Below are 16,966 nucleotides of genomic sequence, written 5' to 3'. Positions count from 1 at the left end.
TAGCGCTTGCTTGGGTCCCATGCAAAGCGGATGTGGGGGCGCTAAGCAGGAGACGAGATTCGCGACGCGACGGGATTCAGACGTGGAACAGCGGCGAAATCCTGACGCTTCCCTGCGCTGGCATTATCCAGATCAGGTTCAAAGGGTATTTCTCACCCGCGCCGCACGATCGCTTGATCGAATGCATTGCAGGACCCCCGCGTTAGCAAGCGCAAAAGATACACCGGGTCGGCCGCGGTTTCAACAGGGGACAGATCGATTGCGCGCGAACGCGCGTCCGGCTGCGCATGCTGCGTCGCGGCGGGGCGGCCTGGGCGGCGTCCGTGCGCGCGCGTTCGAGGCGCGCGGGCGGCGCGTCGCCTTGCGCGTCGAGCCGGCGCGGGCAGGGTGCGGCGACGCGTTTGCGCACCGCGCGATCGGCCGCGCGCCGACGCAATCGCCGGTCCCGAAGAAATTTTTGCGCGCCGTTGTCATATCCGTCGCTGTGTCCCGACTATTCGGCTCCTCAACCAATAACGATGGAGCTATCCCATGAAAAGGAATCTGATTGCTGTCGCGTGTGTCGCCGGTTTCGCGTTCGCCGCGCCGTTCGCGCATGCGCAGAACGATGCGATGTCGAAGGATGCGATGTCGAAAGACGGCATGGCGATGTCGAAGGACGCGATGTCGAAGGACCAGATGGGCAAGAAGAAGGATCACATGGCCAAGGGCGGCATGAAGAAGGATCACATGGCGAAGGACGCGATGCAAAAGCCGATGTCGTCCGACAAGATGAGCCCGATGTCGAACTGAGCGACGCCGTTTCCGGTGGATTTCATGGCGTGACCCGGCGCGGCCGCCCATTCGCTGTTCGGGCGGCCTTTTTTCTCGCGACGCCGGGCGCCGCGGGAAGCCGGATCGCGACACGCATGCCGGCGTGCGTGGCGTACGCGCCCGCGCCCGGCACTGACCGATGAGTTTCGATATGTCGATTTCATTTTCCGCTTCGACGCGCGCCATCGCGGCGACGCTCGCGCTCGGCGCGGCGTGCGTCGCGCAGGCGGCCGCGGGCGGCGCGTGCACCGCGCGCAGCCCCGACGGCCGGCAGGCGCTCGTCGAGCTCTACACGAGCGAGGGCTGCAGCAGCTGTCCGCCCGCCGACGACTGGCTCGCGCGGCTCGCATCGCATCGCGCCGCGCCGCGCATCGTGCCGCTCGCGCTGCACGTCGATTACTGGGACGGCCTCGGCTGGACCGACCGTTTCGCGCAGCATCGTTTCACCGAACGGCAGCGCGCGCTCGCGTCGCGCGGCGGCGGCAGCTTCGTCTATACGCCGGAGGTCGCCGTCGCCGGTCGCGAGCTGCGCAACTGGCGCGATGCGGACGCGTTCGAGCGGCGCGTCGTCGCGACGGCCGCCGAGCCCGCGCGCGTCGGCATCGCGCTGTCGGCCGCGCGGCGCGCGGACACGCTCGACGTCGAGCTGTCCGTGACGCCGCGCGCCGGTGCGCCGCGTGCGGTCGTTGCGTATCTCGCGCTGTACGAGAACGGCATCGAGTCGCAGGTGCGCGCGGGCGAGAACCGCGGCGCGACGCTGCATCACGAGCGCGTCGTGCGCCAGTGGATCGGGCCGCTCGCGTCCAAGGCAAGCGCGGCCGCGCCGCTCGACGTGCAGCGCCGGCTGCCATTGCCGGCGGGCCTGCGCGCACAGGACGCGGCGCGCTACGGCATCGTGGCGTTCGTCGAGGATCCCGCGACGGGCGACGTGCTGCAGGCACTCGATCTGCCGCTGTGCGGTTGAGCGGCTTGCGCCCGCATTCGATCAAGGAAGGAGGGCATTGTCCATGAATGCAACGACAACGATGAACGCGGCGGCGAAGGTTACGGCCAACGCGCCGACGAACGCGTCGACGAACGCGTCGACGAACGCGCCGACGAACGCGCCGATCGACGGGACGATCAGCGCGGCGCCCCAAGCAGCCAACAACGCAACGACCGGCGCAACGACCGGCGCAACGACGACCGCCCTTCGGCCGCGCAGGCCGATCCATCCGTCATGGGTGCGCGCGAGCCACTGGCTCAACGCGATCGCCGCCGTGACGATGGCGCTGTCGGGCTGGCGGATCTACGACGCGTCGCCGATCTACGCGGGCTTCACGTTCCCGCGCGGCATCACGCTGGGCGGCTGGCTCGGCGGCGCGCTGCAATGGCATTTCGCCGCGATGTGGCTGCTGTTCTTCAACGGTGTGTTCTATCTGACGATGAGCGTCGCGACCGGACGCTTCAAGCGCAAGTTCCTGCCGCTGAGCGCGAAGGGCATCGCGCGCGATCTGCGCGACGCGCTGCGCGGCCGGCTGTCGCACGACGATCTGTCCGTCTACAACGCGGTCCAGCGCGCGGCGTACGTCGCGGCGATCGCCGATCTCGTGCTGCTCGTGCTGTCCGGGCTCGTGATCTGGAAATCGGTGCAGTTCCCGCTGTTGCGCGAGCTGCTCGGCGGCTACGACAACGCGCGCGTCGTGCATTTCTGGGCGATGGCGTTTCTCGTCGCGTTCTTCGTCGTGCACGTCGCGATGGCGGCGCTCGTTCCGCGCTCGCTGCTCGCGATGCTGAGCGGACACTAAAAGGAGTCATCCATCATGTCCGAAAACGACAAGAAAAAGCCTGTCGGCGACGACGCGCGGATCGACCGCGCATCGCTGCTGATCGACGTGCGCAAGTCACTCGCGCTGCCGTCGCGGCGTCTGTTCGGCAAGCGCGTGCTGACGCTCGGCGGCCTCGCGATGCTGACGGGCTGCACGCTGCGCGACGATGCGTCGGTCGACGATTTTCTCGAGAAGGTGTCGCGCGCGAACGATCGCGTGCAGGCCTGGCTGTTCGGCCCGACGCGGCTCGCGCCGACGTACACGGAAGCCGATCTCACGCGCCCGTTTCCGTTCAACGCGTTCTACGGCATCGACGACGTGCCGCACGTCGACGCCGACGACTACCGGCTCGTCGTGTCGGGCCTCGTCACCGGCATGCGCAGCTGGACGCTGCCGGAGCTGTACGCGCTGCCGCACGCGGAGCAGATCACGCGGCACATCTGCGTCGAAGGCTGGAGCGCGATCGGGCGCTGGGGCGGCACGCCGTTTCGCGAATTCCTGCGTCGCGCCGGTGCGGACACGACCGCGAAATACGTCGGCTTCAAATGCGCGGACGACTATTACGAGAGCATCGACATGCCGACCGCGCTGCATCCGCAAACGCTGCTGACGTTCGAATACGACGGCAAGCGCTTGCCGCCCGAATACGGTTTTCCAATGAAGCTGCGGATGCCGACGAAGCTCGGCTACAAGAATCCGAAGCACATCATGGAGATATTCGTGACCAATACGTATCCGGGCGGATATTGGGTCGACCAGGGATACAACTGGTTCGGCGGATCGTGACGCAATCGCGCGAAGCCGCGCGGGCAGGGCGGCGCGTTCCCGCTCGCCCGCGCGCGGCGCATGCGGTTTCGCGCTTTTATCCCGAATTTCCGAAAACGAAAATGCTGTTTTGCCGCGAATGAAATGTCGCGCCGAAACGTCACCGAGCGCGCGTTCGATTCAAGCCGACATTCATTTTCCATTCCTTAATGCATAATGCTGGCGGTGTGCGGCCGTCCGGCTGCGCACGTCTTTATTCGAGTCCGTTCGCCTCTTTCGGTCATGTTCGCCGCCGCACGCTCCGACCTGTCGCTTCGCACGCCGCCGTCTCTCCCCATTCCGGATTCATCGAGGCCGCTCGCCGGCAGTCTCGCCGCCTCGCCGCCGAACGTGCGACACCTCGTGCGGGCAGGCTGACCGATGACGCCGTTCGACCGTTTCCTCGCCTTCCTCGAGCGCCATCCGCCCCGCCTGCCGCAAAGCCGCAGCGGCCGCGTCGTGCTCGCGCTCGCGTTCATCTATTTCGCGTGGGGATCGACGTATCTCGCGCTGCACGTCGCGCTCGAATCGTTTCCGCCGCTGCTGCTGTCCGGGCTGCGCAACCTGCTCGCGGGGATCGGCCTCTTCATCTTCGCGATGCGGCGCCGTCCGGTGCGGCCGACGCTCGTCGAGATTCGCAACGCGGCGCTCGTCGGCACGATGCTCGTCACGCTGTCGTCCGGTTTCATCGCGCTCGGGATGCGCACCATCAGCAGCGGCTCGGCCGCGGTGACGGTCGCGACGGTGCCGCTCTTCGCGACGGTGATCGCGTCGGTCGCGGGGCGGCGCATCGCGGCGGGCGAATGGGCGGCCGTCGCGCTCGGGATGGTCGGGATCGTCGTGCTGAATTCGGGCGGGCCGTCGTCGCCCGGCTCGACGCTCGGCAGCATCACCGTGCTCGTGGGGGCGCTCTTCTGGGCGGGCGGCGCGCATCTCGCCGCGCGGCTCGCGCTGCCGCACGACCTGTTCCTGTCGACCTCGCTGCAAATCGGCCTCGGCGGCGCGGCGTCGACCTGCATCGCATGGGTGCTCGGCGAGCGCATCGAGCACGTCGCGTTTCTGCCCGGCGTCGCGTTCGTCTATCTGATGCTCGCGGGCACGATGGCCGCGTACGTCGCATACGGCTACCTGATTCGCCACACGAGCCCGATCATCGCGAGCAGCTGCATGTACGTGAATCCGGTCGTCGCCGTCGCGCTGGGCGCGCTCCTGCTCGGCGAGCCCGTCACGCTCGCGACCGTGATCGCGACCGTCGCGATTCTCGGCAGCGTCGGGCTGTCGTTCGTGTTCGATCCGGCGCGCAAGCGGATGCAATAACGGCGCGCGACGTGGCGGCCGATGGGGCGCGCGGCTCGCGCGACGTTCGCCCGTTTCCGCGCTCGGCGGTTTCGCGCGCGCCGATACGCCGCCGCGCAATCCGGCGGCGCTGGCGAGGTAGCCGAGTGCTTGCATCGCGCGGGGCGATCGTGGAGCCCCGCGTATCGATATCGATCTCGTCGAGCGGCGGCGGCATGTTCTCGGCGCGGCCGGCATGCGCGATGCGTGCCGGCGCTGCTCGCCCGCGCGCCCCGGCCGGCATCATCTGCGCCGCGTCCGGTTTCTCGCGTAACCAGTCGCGTTTTTCCGCGTGCGCGCGTCGGCCTGACGTCGGCCGAGCGCGGCGCGCTGCTGCGCCGCCGCGTCGAGCGCTTATCGCGCGCCCGCGCGGCCGCGGTGATGCACGAGTGCCGCGACGACCGAGAACAGCAGACCGACCGCGCACATTCCCATCCAGCCCGTCGCCCGCCACGCGGCGACGCCCGCCGACGAGCCGATCGCGCCGCCGATGAAATAGCAGACCATGTAGACCGTGTTCACGCGGCTGCGCGCGTCGGGCTTGAGCGCATAGATGCGCGACTGGTTCGAGATCTGCGCGGCCTGCACGCCGACGTCGAGGACGATCACGCCGATCACGAGCCCGACGAGGCTGCGGCCCGACGCCGCGAAGATCACGAACGACGCGGCGATCAGCGCGATCGCGAGCGTGATGATCGCGCGCGGCCCGCGCTTGTCGGCGAAGCGGCCCGCGTACGGCGCGGCGAGCGCGCCCGCCGCGCCGACGATCCCGAAGAGGCCCGCCGCCTGCGGACCGAGATGGAACGGCTCGCCCGCGAGCAGCAGCGTGAGCGCCGGCCAGAACGCGCTGAACGCCGCGAAGATCGCGGCGCCCGTCATCGACGCCTCGCGCAGCCCGGGCAGCTCGCGCGCGAGCCGCCACATCGACGCGAGCAGCTTGCCGTACGGCAGCGCCGACGTCGGCGAGCTGCGCGGCAGGCGCGCGACGATCACGGCCGCGAGCGCGGCGAGCGCCGCGACCGACGCGCCGAACACCGCGCGCCAGCCGAAGTATTCGGCGACGAAACCCGCCGCCGTGCGCGCGAGCAGGATGCCGAGCAAGAGCCCGCTCATCACGGTGCCGACCGCTTGCCCGCGCGCGGCGGGCGGCGCGATCTCGGCGGCGAACGGCACGGCCTGCTGCGCGATCGTCGCGAGGATGCCGATCGCGAGGCTCGCCGCGGCGAGCACGGCGAGCGTCGGCGCCGCCGCGGCGATCACGAGCGCGGCCGACAGCCCGGCGATCTGCAGCAGGATCAGCTTGCGCCGGTCGAAGCGGTCGCCGAGCGGCGCGAGCGCGAACATGCCGGCCGCGTAGCCGAGCTGCGTCGCGGTCGGCACGACGCCGATCCACGACGCGCTGTCCGGAAACGACGCGCGGAACGCGTCGAGGAGCGGCTGGTTGTAATAGATGTTGGCGACGGACACGCCCGCGATCGTCGCGAGCAGCAGCAACAGGCTGCGCGAGTCATGGCTGGGCGCGTCGGCGGAGACGGAAGGCGACGAGGGCATGGTGCGTGTGGACGAAGTGCGGCGCGCACGACGCGCGCGCCGTCCGGATCTTCGAGCGAGACAGGAGAGGCGAAACGCCGGGAGCGCCGATCATACCGGACGTCCCCGAAGTCTGCTGGCGGCGGCGCGATCGCAGTGCGCGCGCATGCCGTTAATCTCGCCTTAAGCGGCCGGCTTGCATAGTGGCGTCCGAGCGAGTCGTGGGAGCGTTCGTATTTCGCTGCACCGCCGTTGCCGGAATCCGGCTCGCTTTGCGCAACCGGTGCGACAAGGAGAGCCCAATTGAACCAGCCCGCCCGTCCGCATGCCGCCGCCGGCATGCTCAACAAAGTCCCGGAAGTCACGCTGGCCTTCTGGATCGTCAAGATCATGTCGACGACGGTCGGGGAGACCGGCGCCGACTATCTCGCCGTCCACGTCGGACTCGGCGCCGCCGTCACCGGCGCGATGATGTCCGGTCTGCTGGTCTGCGCGCTCGCGCTGCAATTGCGTGCGCGCGCTTACGTGCCGTGGATCTACTGGCTCAACATCGTCCTCGTCAGCATCGTCGGCACGCAGATCACCGATGCGCTGACCGACGGCCTCGGCGTCAGCCTCTACGTCAGCACGCCGCTCTTCGCCGCCGCGCTCGCGGCGACGTTCGCGCTCTGGTATCGCCGCGAGCGGACGCTGTCGATCCACACGATCGTCACGCCGCGCCGCGAGTGGTTCTATTGGGCCGCGATCCTGCTGACGTTCGCGCTCGGCACGGCGGCGGGCGATCTCGCGACCGAGGCGCTCGGCCTCGGATTCCGGCTCGGGATCGTCGCGTTCGGCGGCGCGATCGCGCTCGTCGCGGCCGCCGCGCGCTTCGGGATGAACCGCGTGCTCGCGTTCTGGCTCGCGTACATCCTCACGCGTCCGCTCGGTGCGTCGCTCGGCGATTTCCTGTCGCAGGCGCAAGCATACGGCGGCCTCGGGCTCGGCACGATCAAGACGAGCGCCGTGTTTCTCGCGGTGATCGTCGCGCTCGTCGCGGGGCTGAGCGTCGCCGCCGCGCGCGCGGATCGGCTTGGCGCGCCGGCGCGCGGACGCTGAGCGTCAATCGATGCAAGCCCCGTCTTCAACCGTTTCGTTCGAGTTCTTTACAAGGAGAAGCAGCATGATCAAGCGCAAATTCATCGCATTCGCCGTCGCGCCGGCATTGGCGGCCGCCGCGTTCGGCATCGGCATCGTGACGCCGGCAGGCGTCGCGCCGAACGTGGCCGAAGCCGCGACCGTCTCGAAGCTCGGCGACCTGTCGCCGTTCCGCGCGATCGCGGTCGACACCGCGAAGCTCGTCGACAAGGGCGATCTCGCCGGCGCGAAGGCGCGCATCAAGGATCTGGAGACGTCCTGGGACGACGCCGAGCCGTCGCTGAAGCCGCGCGCGGCGGCGGATTGGCACGCGGTCGACAACGCGATCGATCGCGCGCTCGCGGCGCTGCGCGCCGATCGGCCGCAGGCTGTCGCGTGCAAGCAGGCGCTGGCCGATCTGCTCGCGATCATGGACCGGACGAGCGGCGCGCACTGAGCGCGGCGTCTTCCGCGGCGAGGCGTCCGGTTTGCGCGCGGTGTCCGCCGGTGCGCCCGGGCGGCGCGCGGCCCGGGCCGATCGTGGATGACAGGCCGGCGCGGAACGGCGCCGGCCGCACGGGCAAACACGGCGCCGCGCGACTCGTGCGGCGCCGAAGCCGGTTCACGTCGGCTCGTGTCGTTCAGCGCCCCGGCGGCGGCTCGTTCGGCGAAGCATGCGCGTACGCATGCGCGTACGCATGCGCACACTCATGCGCACACTCATGCGCGCTGCCGCGTCCGTCGCGCGCCGCGCGCCGCGGCATCACGTTCGATCTCAATCGATCAGCGCGCCCGTCGGCTCGAAGAACGGATGCGGCCCGTCGCTCGCATCGACGTACACATGATGCGACGCGAGCCCGCCGTCCGGCGTGTAGCGATGCACGGCGAACGCGGGCGGCTCCATCGAGAACGACGACGGCCCGTCGTCGCGCAGGTCGAACGTGACCTGATGCGCGGGCGCGGGCACGGCCGACGCGATCGTGCCGCCGAAGCGCGCGAACATCGTCCGGTGCACGTGCCCGCACAGCACGCGCTCGACGTTCGGAAAGCGGCGCAGCAGCGCGTCGAGCCGGCCCGACGCGTCCGGATCGAGCCGCATCGCGTCCATGTGGCCGATGCCGCACGCGAACGGCGGATGATGGAGCGCGACGATCACCGGACGGTCGCGCGCGGCGTCGAGCTGGCCGGCGAGCCACGCGAGCCGCGCGTCGCACAGGGTGCCGCCGCTCGCGCCCGGAATCTGCGAATCGAGCGCGATCACGCGCAGCGGCCCGAGGTCGAGCGCGTACTGGACGAATTCGCCCGCGCGCAGCTCCGCGCGCGCGGGGAACGCGCGTCGCAACGCCGCGCGGTCGTCGTGGTTGCCGACGAGCAGGTAGTACGGAATCTCGAGCGGCGCGAGCAGCGACTTCAGGTGCGCGTATTCTTCGTCGTCGCCGAAGTCGGTCAGGTCGCCCGTGACGAGCACCGCGTCCGGACGCGGCTCGAGCGCGTTCAGGCGCGCGACGCAGCGCGCGAAATGCGCGGCCGTGTCGACGCGCTTGTACGCGAGCATGCCGGGCCGCTTGATGTGCAGATCGCTGATGTGGGCAAGCAGCATCGTCGTTCCTCGTATCGTTCGTGTCGTTCGTGTCGTGAGCGTGGGGCGCGTCAGGCGAGCGCGATGAGGCCGTCCGCCGCGATCGCGACGCCGACCGCGGTGCCGCGCGCGAGATCGACGCGGCCCGGCATGTCGATGACGAGCGCGTCGGGCGCCGCATGTTCGACCGTCACGCGCGTGCGCTCGCCGAGAAACGCGCAGTTCGCGACCGCGCCGCGCAGCAGCGCATCCGACGGGTCGACGAGACGCGCATCCTCCGGTCGAAAGAATAGCTCGTTTGCCGGCGACGCGGCGGCGACAGCGCCGCCCGTCGTCACGAGCGCGCCGTCGCGCCACACGCCTTCGAGCCGGTTCAGCGTGCCGATGAAGCGCGCGACCGCGCGGCTCGCCGGACGATAGTAGACGTCGCGCGGCGTGCCGATCTGCTCGATCTTCCCCGCGCTCATCACGACGATCCGGTCGCCGAGCTCCATCGCCTCGGCCTGGTCGTGCGTCACGTATACCGTCGTCACGCCGAGCTCGCGGAGCAGCGCGTTCATCTCGCGGCGCAGCGCGTCGCGCAGCTGCGCGTCGAGCGCGGTCAGCGGCTCGTCGAGCAGCAGCACGCGCGGGCGCACCGCGAGCGCGCGGGCCAGCGCGACGCGCTGACGCTGGCCGCCCGACAGCGCGTCGATCGGCTTGTCCGCGTGCGCGGTAAGCCGCATCATCGCGAGCAGCTCGTCGACGCGCTCGCGCAGCGCGCGCGGATCGGTTCCGCGAATCCGCAGCCCGTAGCCGACGTTGCCGCGCACCGACAGGTTCGGAAACAGCGCGTAGCTCTGGAACACCATGCCGACGCCGCGCTTTTCGATCGGCAGCGCGGTCACGTCGTCGGCGCCGAATGCGATCGCGCCGCCCGCGTCGGGCACGTCGAGCCCGGCGACGAGGCGCAGCGTCGTCGTCTTGCCGCAACCGGACGGGCCGAGCAGCACGAGCGTCTCGCCCGCGCCGATCGCGAGATCGAGCGGCTCCAGCACGCGCGCGCCGTGGAAGGTCTTCGCGCAACGGGTCAGGGTGATCGGTACGGATTCGAGTTTCATCGGCGAGGCGGCGGAAAGGTGGCGGACGGCAGCGGACGGCGGCGAAAGGGGACCGCGAAGGCGGCGCAAAGGTAGCGGGTAATCAGCGACGCTTGCGCGCGTCGTGGCGCGTGCCGGACGGATCGACGCCGAGTCGCTGCATCGCGACGAGAAGCGGCAGCGTCATCAGCAGGAACAGGATCGTGTACGCGCTGCCGATCTCGATGCGCAGCGACGCGTACGTGTCGGCGAGGCCGACGGGCAGCGTCTTCGTGTCGGGCGTGTGCAGCATCCACGTGAGATTGAATTCGCCGATCGACAGCGTGAGCACCGCGAGCGCGCCCGCGACGATGCCGGGGCGCAGGTTCGGCAGCACGATCGTCGTGAAGCGCGTGACGAACGGTGCGCCGAGACTCGCCGCGCCTTCTTCGAGCGTGCGCAGATCGGCGCGCGCGGCGACGGCCGCGACCGCGCGGACCATGAACGGCAGCGTGAACACGACGTGCCCGACGACGATGAACCACACGCTCGTGCGGAACGCGGCGAAGCCGCCGTAGACGGCGAGGAGCGCGAGCGCGGACGCGAGGCCCGGCAATGCGACGGGCAGCACGAGCGCTTCTTCGATCAGCCGCGAGACGCGGCCGCGGCTGCGCGCGAGCGCATAGCCGGCCGGCACGCCCGCGACGAGCGTGACGGCGAGCGTCGCGAGCGCGACTTCGAGCGACAGGAATATCGAGCCGTGGTACTGCGTCCATACTTCGCCGAGCCAGCGCAGCGTGAGCCCGCTCGACGGCCCGCGGAAATAGTTGACCGTGAGCCCGGCGAGCACCGACATCGCGACGGGAACGATCAGGAACGCGCACAGCGCGAGCGTGACCGCCCATTGCGCGGCGGCGAGCCAGTCGAACGATGCGCGGCGCGGACGGCGGGCCGTTGGCGACCCGTTGGAGTCGGTCGCGGCGGCGGGGCGGGCGAGCGCGGCGGCGTCCTTGATGGTGGGCGTCATGGGGGCGGAAGCGATGTAAACGTTTTCGTCGACAGGATTATCGGGCGCGTCGATGAAGAACTGATGACGGCGCGGCGGGAGTCGTCGGGATGGAAAGTGGTCGATGCGCGGGTTTGACGCGGAGCGCGCGCAATGCGCGCTTGCGCGATCGAATGGAATGGATGCGCATTGCAGTACGGCAGTTTTAAACGTTTGAACGACGAGCGGAAAATGCCGGCGCCGCATTCGCCGAAAGCGGCGAGCGCCGCGACATGTCGACGCTGCGGCGAGTCGCGCAAGGGAAACGACGGCGGGCCGTGTCGAAGCGAGCGTGAAGCAAGAGAGAGGAGCTAGAAGCCATGAATGCGAAAACGCCTGCGCGCATCGCTCGAAACGTCGCCGAGCATTCAGTCTAATTGCCGGTTCCCCCGATGTTGCCCCGCATTCCATTACGTTATATTGAGCTGCCGAATGGTGTTGAGGAGTCCGGGAAAACGGACCGGGCATCAGGCGCGTCGTCCGCGACATACGTCGACCGGCGCGTCGTGCGGCACGTTGCGGGGCGATTGTTGATGACCAGGAATGAGAGTGGCGTCCCCGCTCTTTTTTGTTGTCTACGAGGAGGGAGTGATCGATGCAAACGATATCGATGGAGCAATGCAGGCGCATTCATGGCGGAGATAACCTGATCGACGGCACGTTCAACCTGTTGGGCGGCACGTTCACGATCAACAGTAGCTCGCTGAGTACGCTGCTCACCAATGCCAATACGCTCGTCGTCAATGCGAACAATTGGCTGACCAACCCGAAGGGGCAGTTGTCGTCGACGAAGCAGTAACCGCCGGCGCGACGCGCGGCCGATACCCGCATCCGGGGGCTCGGCCGCGGCGCGTCGATCCGACGCGGCTGGACGAGGCGCGCTGTCCGGGCGTCTCGACCCAAGCGGCCCGCGTCGGACTTCCTTTCCTTTTCTTTCCATTGCGGCGACGATCCGTTCGCCATTGCGTCTTCGTCAAGCGGATGCGGCCGTCGCCTGGCCCGTCAGATTGCGCGCGAGCGCAAGCACCGCCCACGTGACGATCCCGAGCAAGATCGACAATCCGGCCGCCGTCGCGATGTTCGCGTTCAGCGTGAACTCGGTGTAGATCGTCATCGGCAGCACGTCGAGATCGGTCGCGAGCGTGAACGCGGTGCCGAACGCGCCCATCGCGGTCGCGAAGCAGATCGCGCCCGCGGCGACGAGACCCGGCGCGAGCGCGGGCAGCACGATGTCGCGCAGCACGTGCCACGGCGACGCACCGAGGGAGCGCGCGGCCTCCTCGAGCGACGGATCGAGCTTCGACGCCGCCGCGATCACGGTGACGATCACGCGCGGAATCGAAAAGTACAGATAGCCGACGAAGAGGCCCGCGACCGAGTACGCGAACACCCAGCGATCGCCGACGAGCTTCTGCGACAGCATGCCGATGAGGCCCTGCCGTCCGGCGAGCATGATCACCATGAAGCCGACGACGACGCCCGGAAACGCGAGCGGAAACGTGAGCAGCGCGATCAGCGTGCGCTTGCCCGCGAACGCGCGGCGCGCGAGCAGGAGGCCGGCGATCGTCGACAGCGCGAGCGTCGCGAGCGTGACGGCCGCGGACAGCGCGACCGTCGACACGAGGCTCTTCATGTAGCGCGCGTTCGACAGCAGTGCGACATACGTGTCGACGAACGCGCCGTTGCCCGACACCCGCGCGAGCGAGACCATCGGCAGCAGCCAGAACGCGACGAACACGGCGAGCGCGGGCGCGAGCAGCGCGATGCGCCAGCGCGACGGGAACGTGAGATCGGACATCGTGATATCGACTCGTGCGGATGGCGGATAGCGGATGGCGGATATCGGCCGGTTATTGCATCACTTGCAGATACTGCTTGCCGAACGCCTGCTGGCCGGCCGCGAGCTTGCCGAAGTCGACGCTCTTCGCCCGCGCGTACTCGCTCGCCGGCAGGAACTTCGCGGCAGCATCGGCGGTGAGCGCCTGCGCGCGCACCGGCCGCAGATACGCGCTCGCCCACAGCTTCTGGCCTTCGTCGGACAGCACGAAGTCGAGCACCTTCTTGCCGTTCGCATCGTGCGGCGCGCCCTTGACGAGGCTCATCACGTACGGCACCGAAATCGTGCCTTCCTTCGGAATCACGAATTCGACGTTCGCGTGGTCCTTGTATTTCGCGCGATACGCGTCGAAGTCGTAGCCGAGCAGGATCGGAATCTCGCCGGACAGCGCGCGCGCATACGCAGTCTGCTTCGGCACGATCGGCTGGTTCGCCTTCAGCTTGCGGAACCAGTCGAGCGCGGGCTGGAAGTTGTCGAAGCTGCCGCCGAGCGCCTGGTTCACCGCGACGGCGCCCGCGTAGCCGACGAACGCGCTCGACGGATCGAGATAGCCGACCATGCCCTTGTACTCGGGCTTCAGCAGATCGGCCCACGAACGCGGCACGGGCTTGCCGTCGAGCGCGTCCTTGTTGACGAAGAAGCCGAGCGTGCCCGAGTGGATCGCGAACCAGTAGCCCTGCGGGTCCTTCATGTTCGCGGGGATGTCGTTCCAGTTCGCGGGCTTGTACGGCGCGATCACGCCCTTGTCCTTCGCCTGGAACGCCGACGACACGCCGAGATAGACGACGTCCGCGACCGGGCTCTTCGCTTCGGCGAGCAGTTGCGCGATTGCCTGGCCCGAGTTCTTGTTGTCGAACGGCACGCGGATGCCGGTCTTCTGCTTGATCGCCGCGATCTGCGCGGCCCAGTCGGCCCATTCGGGCGGGCAGTTGTAGCAGATCGCGGTTTCTTCCGCGTGCGCGGCGGACGCGCCGAGCGACAGCGCGAGTGACGCGAGCGGGATGAGCGCGGCGGCGCATGCGCGGCGCACGGCGGCGAGCGGCGAGCGCGGGAACGACGAACGGCGGACGGTCACGAGGGTCTCCTTGCAGGGGCAAAACGAACGAAGGCGAGAGCGGGATTCATGCGATGCGAGACATGCGCGTCTCGCGCGGCGGCGCGACGGTCGCGCCTTCGCGCACCGTGTGCGGCAGCGTCAGCGCGGGCCGCGGATGACGCTCGCCGGCGATGCGCTCGGCGAGGCGCCGCCACGCGGCGCGACCGATCTCGCGATTCGGCGTCGCGACGCTCGAAAGCGGCGGCGCGAGCAGCTCGCCGACCGCGAGGCCGTCGAAGCCGAGCACCGAGATGTCGTCGGGCACCGCGAGGCGCGCGTCGCGCAATCCGCGCATCACGACCATCGCGAGCCAGTCGTTGCTGCAGAAGAGCGCGGTCGGCCGCGTCGCGCGCGCGGTCAGATGCGCGAGCATCGCGCTCGGCAGCGCCGGCGTGTTGAAGTCGATTTCGAGCGCGGGCAGCGGATCGAGACCGTGCTCGTCGAGCGCTTGCGCGTAGCCGCGCACGCGCTGCCGCGCGCGGTCCGATGCGTCGAGCGAGCCCGCGAGCATCAGCACGCGCCGATGGCCGCGCTCGATCAGCATCCGCACGCCGTCATACGCGGCGCGGCGATTGTCGACCGCGACCGACGGACGATGCGGCGTGTCGTTGTGCATGAGCACGTAGAGCGGGCCGTCGCGGTCGAGTTCGTCCAAGAGCGGATGCGCGTCGGCGTCGGCGACGGTCAGCATCAGCCCTTCGACGCGCTGCGCGCGCAGCGTCTCGATCGCGTGACGCTCGCGCGCGGCGTCGTATTCGGTCGACATCACGATCAGCTTGAAGCCGGCTTGCGTCGCGAGCTCGTCGACGCCTTGCAGACATTCGGCGAACACCGGATTCGCGAGCGTCGGCAGCACGACGCCGATCAGTTGCGTGCGGTCGCTGCGCAACTGCCGGCCGAGCGGGTTCGGGCGGAAGCGCAGCGTGTCGATCGCGGCGCGGATCTTTTCGAGCGCCATGGGACTGACCGTATGCGGCGCGTTGATCGCGCGCGACACGGTGGCGATCGAACAGCCGGCGAGCGCGGCGACGTCTTTGATGGTCGGCGTCATGAAGCGTGCGGTGGATGCGTGTAAACGTTTTCGTCGACGGGATTATCGGGACCGTCGATGAAGAACTGATGACGGTGGATCGCCGGCGATAGGAAGGGTGACGTCTGACGAATTAGGGCGGGTGGTGGATGATGGAAGACTCGGGCGAGTCGTTGTCGACGGGGCGTTTTGATGGGATCGCTGTGGGCTAGGGGTTTAGCGCGAAGGGATTGGGCGACGAAAGCGTATTGAGGGACCGGACCGGTGGTAGAATGCGGTCCGCCCTTGCCGGGGTGATGAAATTGGTAAACATAGCGGACTTAAACGATTGAGTGCCCGGTCGGAAACGGCTGGTGCAGAACCCTTCAAATTCGGCGAAACCCCTGGCGCGCGACGCGCCGAGGCAACGCCGAGCCAAGCCCCGCGGCGGCCGTGAAAGCGGCGGCGGGGAAGGTGTAGAGACTAGACGGGGGGCGCCTAAGGTCTACGCGGTGAAAACCGCGTTCGGACGACGGCGAAGGCATAGTCCAGCGCACGAACGGCGTCGCACGGCGCCGGCTTCGAAAGAAGCAGTGTGACGAAAATCCGCCGCCTTAATTGGCTTGCCGGTTCAAGTCCGGTCCCCGGCACCAACCAACTCTGTAGCCTCGCCGATCCTATCTGCCGTAAACCCAATCCAGCAGGGCTATTCGTGCCGTTGCCCAGGTAGTCATATCGAGCCGTTTTTGCACCCGCGTGCACCAGGCTTGCACCACGGCACCACGGCACCACGATTTGTACCAGAGGGCGAGACGGCGACATACCCGAAACGGGGGGCCTGCGCAGGTACGCCGCCTGGGCGCTGGCCAGTCGGAGACGTTCAAGAGCAAAGCCGATGCGGTAGCGTGGGCGACCGCGAAAGAACACGAGATCACCATCGGGAAGATCAGCCGGGAACGACGCACACACTGATGCGGACGTGATGCGCGAGTACGAAAGGCGCGTGAGCCCGACGAAACGTGTGGCCCGATGGGCGGCGATCCGGTTCGCGGTGTTCATCCGCGCTTTGCGGGCCTGCCGCGACGCCGTTCGCCAGCGTGACCGGTCAGAGCCTTATCTGGCGGGTTACAGGTACTGCCGCGTCATCGACACCGAAAGCAGTTTTGCAATTGGGACTGGAACGAGCCAAGATCGGAAAAGCCAAAGCCCGCTGGTAGCGGGCTTTGGGGGCGTGCTGCAAATTTGCTACAGCACGGAGTGAGAGGCTTGCTGGACAGGGCTTCCAGCTCCCACTCCATCTCCTGAACTACGGGGCGGGCACCAATCACCCATCTTCGACGTATTGAAATCGAAAAAACTGACGCTCTTGCAAAGTTGCTTTGAGGAGGGACGGGGCATCCTTGATCGACGGGAGCCCGTGAGGTCGTTTCGGGCCCAATCAAGCGTCGCCGAATGGATTTCCTTTTTTGGCGGATGGCGTCTGCGTCTTCGTTGCCAGATGGTTCTGCAACCAGTAGGCAGCCTTGTTTAAGCCAAGCGCGTGCCAGTCCTGACCGATTTCGCAGATGAATATTCGATCGTCCGATGCGGTTGCCGTCGCAAGTGCATTCGCTAGCTCCCTGGCGCCTCGATCAGTGTTGAGCACCAGGAACGCGCCCATTTGATGAAGATGCAAGAACTCGTAATCGTTGCCAGAAAGCTGCGCCGCGATGTCCTTGATTTTTCTATGCTGCTCTGTTGGGGCGCCAATAAAGATGCTGACAAGATAGGTCACTTTCGCGCTCATGCGTGCCCCCTCGGTGTCGTGGTTCAGGAAATGACGATTTTGATTGTGACACAGCGGGGACGGACATTTCTCGAAGATTTGCAACGAGCGTCGACGTCGGATCGCGCGCTTGCCGTCACGACAGGCGCTTCGCGGCCATAACCGGTCTGC

At 68.1% G+C, this 16,966-nt stretch carries 17 protein-coding genes and 1 riboswitch; of the genes, 9 read left to right on the top strand and 8 right to left on the bottom strand.

Annotated features, from left to right (window positions below; translation table 11 throughout):
• Positions 1 to 91: 91 nt before the first annotated feature.
• A riboswitch (TPP riboswitch) is annotated at positions 92 to 209 on the bottom strand.
• Positions 210 to 531: 322 nt separating this feature from the next.
• The 5 genes from BG90_RS01450 (at position 532) to BG90_RS01430 (ending at position 4,742) form a co-directional block, all read left to right on the top strand.
• Positions 532 to 792, top strand: a complete 261-nt coding sequence (locus tag BG90_RS01450; RefSeq protein ID WP_010122495.1) for a pentapeptide MXKDX repeat protein — start codon at positions 532 to 534, stop codon at positions 790 to 792.
• 160 nt (positions 793 to 952) lie between these two features.
• Positions 953 to 1,777, top strand: a complete 825-nt coding sequence (locus tag BG90_RS01445; RefSeq protein ID WP_045568025.1) for a DUF1223 domain-containing protein — start codon at positions 953 to 955, stop codon at positions 1,775 to 1,777.
• Positions 1,758 to 2,600 (top strand): cytochrome b/b6 domain-containing protein, encoded by an 843-nt coding sequence (locus BG90_RS01440; protein WP_414629725.1) that lies wholly within the window; start codon positions 1,758 to 1,760, stop codon positions 2,598 to 2,600. The genes BG90_RS01445 and BG90_RS01440 overlap by 20 nt, the downstream gene beginning before the upstream one ends.
• Before the next feature lie 15 nt (positions 2,601 to 2,615).
• Complete coding sequence (locus tag BG90_RS01435) at positions 2,616 to 3,407, top strand: molybdopterin-dependent oxidoreductase (RefSeq protein WP_010114741.1); 792 nt, start codon at positions 2,616 to 2,618, stop codon at positions 3,405 to 3,407.
• 399 nt (positions 3,408 to 3,806) lie between these two features.
• Entirely contained in the window at positions 3,807 to 4,742 is a 936-nt protein-coding gene (locus BG90_RS01430; RefSeq protein ID WP_010114743.1) for an EamA family transporter, read from the top strand.
• Positions 4,743 to 5,114: 372 nt separating this feature from the next.
• On the opposite strand, the gene BG90_RS01425 is transcribed toward BG90_RS01430, so the two are convergent.
• On the bottom strand, positions 5,115 to 6,311 hold the full coding sequence (locus BG90_RS01425) for an MFS transporter (protein ID WP_010114746.1): 1,197 nt from the start codon (positions 6,309 to 6,311) through the stop codon (positions 5,115 to 5,117).
• A 318-nt stretch (positions 6,312 to 6,629) separates the two neighbouring features.
• On the opposite strand from BG90_RS01425, the gene BG90_RS01420 reads away from it, so the two are divergent.
• Positions 6,630 to 7,388, top strand: a complete 759-nt coding sequence (locus BG90_RS01420; RefSeq protein WP_025989749.1) for a COG4705 family protein — start codon at positions 6,630 to 6,632, stop codon at positions 7,386 to 7,388.
• 64 nt (positions 7,389 to 7,452) lie between these two features.
• Positions 7,453 to 7,863, top strand: coding sequence for a hypothetical protein (locus BG90_RS01415; RefSeq protein WP_010114750.1), 411 nt, complete (start codon positions 7,453 to 7,455; stop codon positions 7,861 to 7,863).
• A 318-nt stretch (positions 7,864 to 8,181) separates the two neighbouring features.
• Here the strand turns inward: BG90_RS01415 and BG90_RS01410 are convergent, their stop codons facing one another.
• The 3 genes from BG90_RS01410 to BG90_RS01400 form a co-directional block, all read right to left on the bottom strand.
• Positions 8,182 to 9,006 carry a phosphodiesterase gene (locus tag BG90_RS01410; RefSeq protein WP_010114754.1) on the bottom strand — a complete coding sequence of 275 codons (825 nt, stop codon included), beginning with the start codon at positions 9,004 to 9,006 and terminating at the stop codon, positions 8,182 to 8,184.
• A gap of 50 nt (positions 9,007 to 9,056) precedes the next feature.
• Entirely contained in the window at positions 9,057 to 10,085 is a 1,029-nt protein-coding gene (locus tag BG90_RS01405; RefSeq protein ID WP_010114756.1) for an ABC transporter ATP-binding protein, read from the bottom strand.
• Positions 10,086 to 10,167: 82 nt separating this feature from the next.
• The gene (locus tag BG90_RS01400) at positions 10,168 to 11,070 is read right to left on the bottom strand and encodes an ABC transporter permease (RefSeq protein WP_010114758.1); all 903 of its coding nucleotides are present in this window, start codon (positions 11,068 to 11,070) and stop codon (positions 10,168 to 10,170) included.
• Positions 11,071 to 11,683: 613 nt separating this feature from the next.
• Here BG90_RS01400 and BG90_RS01395 point away from each other — a divergent pair.
• Positions 11,684 to 11,887, top strand: coding sequence for a hypothetical protein (locus BG90_RS01395; RefSeq protein WP_025989750.1), 204 nt, complete (start codon positions 11,684 to 11,686; stop codon positions 11,885 to 11,887).
• A gap of 174 nt (positions 11,888 to 12,061) precedes the next feature.
• Here the strand turns inward: BG90_RS01395 and BG90_RS01390 are convergent, their stop codons facing one another.
• From BG90_RS01390 to BG90_RS01380, 3 genes are all read right to left on the bottom strand, one after another.
• Positions 12,062 to 12,886, bottom strand: a complete 825-nt coding sequence (locus BG90_RS01390; RefSeq protein ID WP_010102690.1) for an ABC transporter permease — start codon at positions 12,884 to 12,886, stop codon at positions 12,062 to 12,064.
• Between the two features lie 52 nt (positions 12,887 to 12,938).
• Positions 12,939 to 13,955, bottom strand: coding sequence for an ABC transporter substrate-binding protein (locus tag BG90_RS01385; protein ID WP_374189767.1), 1,017 nt, complete (start codon positions 13,953 to 13,955; stop codon positions 12,939 to 12,941).
• A 91-nt stretch (positions 13,956 to 14,046) separates the two neighbouring features.
• Positions 14,047 to 15,072 carry a LacI family DNA-binding transcriptional regulator gene (locus tag BG90_RS01380; protein ID WP_010102694.1) on the bottom strand — a complete coding sequence of 342 codons (1,026 nt, stop codon included), beginning with the start codon at positions 15,070 to 15,072 and terminating at the stop codon, positions 14,047 to 14,049.
• 961 nt (positions 15,073 to 16,033) lie between these two features.
• On the opposite strand from BG90_RS01380, the gene BG90_RS36065 reads away from it, so the two are divergent.
• Positions 16,034 to 16,291, top strand: coding sequence for a hypothetical protein (locus BG90_RS36065; protein WP_158335878.1), 258 nt, complete (start codon positions 16,034 to 16,036; stop codon positions 16,289 to 16,291).
• 177 nt (positions 16,292 to 16,468) lie between these two features.
• Here BG90_RS36065 and BG90_RS01370 read toward each other — a convergent pair whose 3' ends face one another.
• Entirely contained in the window at positions 16,469 to 16,816 is a 348-nt protein-coding gene (locus tag BG90_RS01370) for a hypothetical protein (RefSeq protein ID WP_010114766.1), read from the bottom strand.
• Between the last annotated feature and the right edge of the window lie 150 nt (positions 16,817 to 16,966).

Source organism: Burkholderia oklahomensis C6786, assembly GCF_000959365.1.
Taxonomy (GTDB): Bacteria; Pseudomonadota; Gammaproteobacteria; order Burkholderiales; family Burkholderiaceae; genus Burkholderia; species Burkholderia oklahomensis.
The sequence above is the reverse complement of the archived record's forward strand: the minus strand, read 5'-3'. Positions and strand labels throughout refer to the sequence as shown.

Excerpts from the sequence above, each read along its gene's own strand:
- BG90_RS01425 (WP_010114746.1), bottom strand. The coding sequence starts at position 6,311 with ATGCCCTCGTCGCCTTCCGTCTCCGCCGACGCGCCCAGCCATGACTCG.
- BG90_RS01435 (WP_010114741.1), top strand. The coding sequence starts at position 2,616 with ATGTCCGAAAACGACAAGAAAAAGCCTGTCGGCGACGACGCGCGGATC.
- BG90_RS01400 (WP_010114758.1), bottom strand. The coding sequence starts at position 11,070 with ATGACGCCCACCATCAAGGACGCCGCCGCGCTCGCCCGCCCCGCCGCC.
- BG90_RS01445 (WP_045568025.1), top strand. The coding sequence starts at position 953 with ATGAGTTTCGATATGTCGATTTCATTTTCCGCTTCGACGCGCGCCATC.
- BG90_RS01370 (WP_010114766.1), bottom strand. The coding sequence starts at position 16,816 with ATGAGCGCGAAAGTGACCTATCTTGTCAGCATCTTTATTGGCGCCCCA.
- BG90_RS01430 (WP_010114743.1), top strand. The coding sequence starts at position 3,807 with ATGACGCCGTTCGACCGTTTCCTCGCCTTCCTCGAGCGCCATCCGCCC.
- BG90_RS01420 (WP_025989749.1), top strand. The coding sequence starts at position 6,630 with ATGCTCAACAAAGTCCCGGAAGTCACGCTGGCCTTCTGGATCGTCAAG.
- BG90_RS01410 (WP_010114754.1), bottom strand. The coding sequence starts at position 9,006 with ATGCTGCTTGCCCACATCAGCGATCTGCACATCAAGCGGCCCGGCATG.
- BG90_RS01405 (WP_010114756.1), bottom strand. The coding sequence starts at position 10,085 with ATGAAACTCGAATCCGTACCGATCACCCTGACCCGTTGCGCGAAGACC.
- BG90_RS01380 (WP_010102694.1), bottom strand. The coding sequence starts at position 15,072 with ATGACGCCGACCATCAAAGACGTCGCCGCGCTCGCCGGCTGTTCGATC.
- BG90_RS01395 (WP_025989750.1), top strand. The coding sequence starts at position 11,684 with ATGCAAACGATATCGATGGAGCAATGCAGGCGCATTCATGGCGGAGAT.
- BG90_RS01450 (WP_010122495.1), top strand. The coding sequence starts at position 532 with ATGAAAAGGAATCTGATTGCTGTCGCGTGTGTCGCCGGTTTCGCGTTC.
- BG90_RS01415 (WP_010114750.1), top strand. The coding sequence starts at position 7,453 with ATGATCAAGCGCAAATTCATCGCATTCGCCGTCGCGCCGGCATTGGCG.
- BG90_RS01390 (WP_010102690.1), bottom strand. The coding sequence starts at position 12,886 with ATGTCCGATCTCACGTTCCCGTCGCGCTGGCGCATCGCGCTGCTCGCG.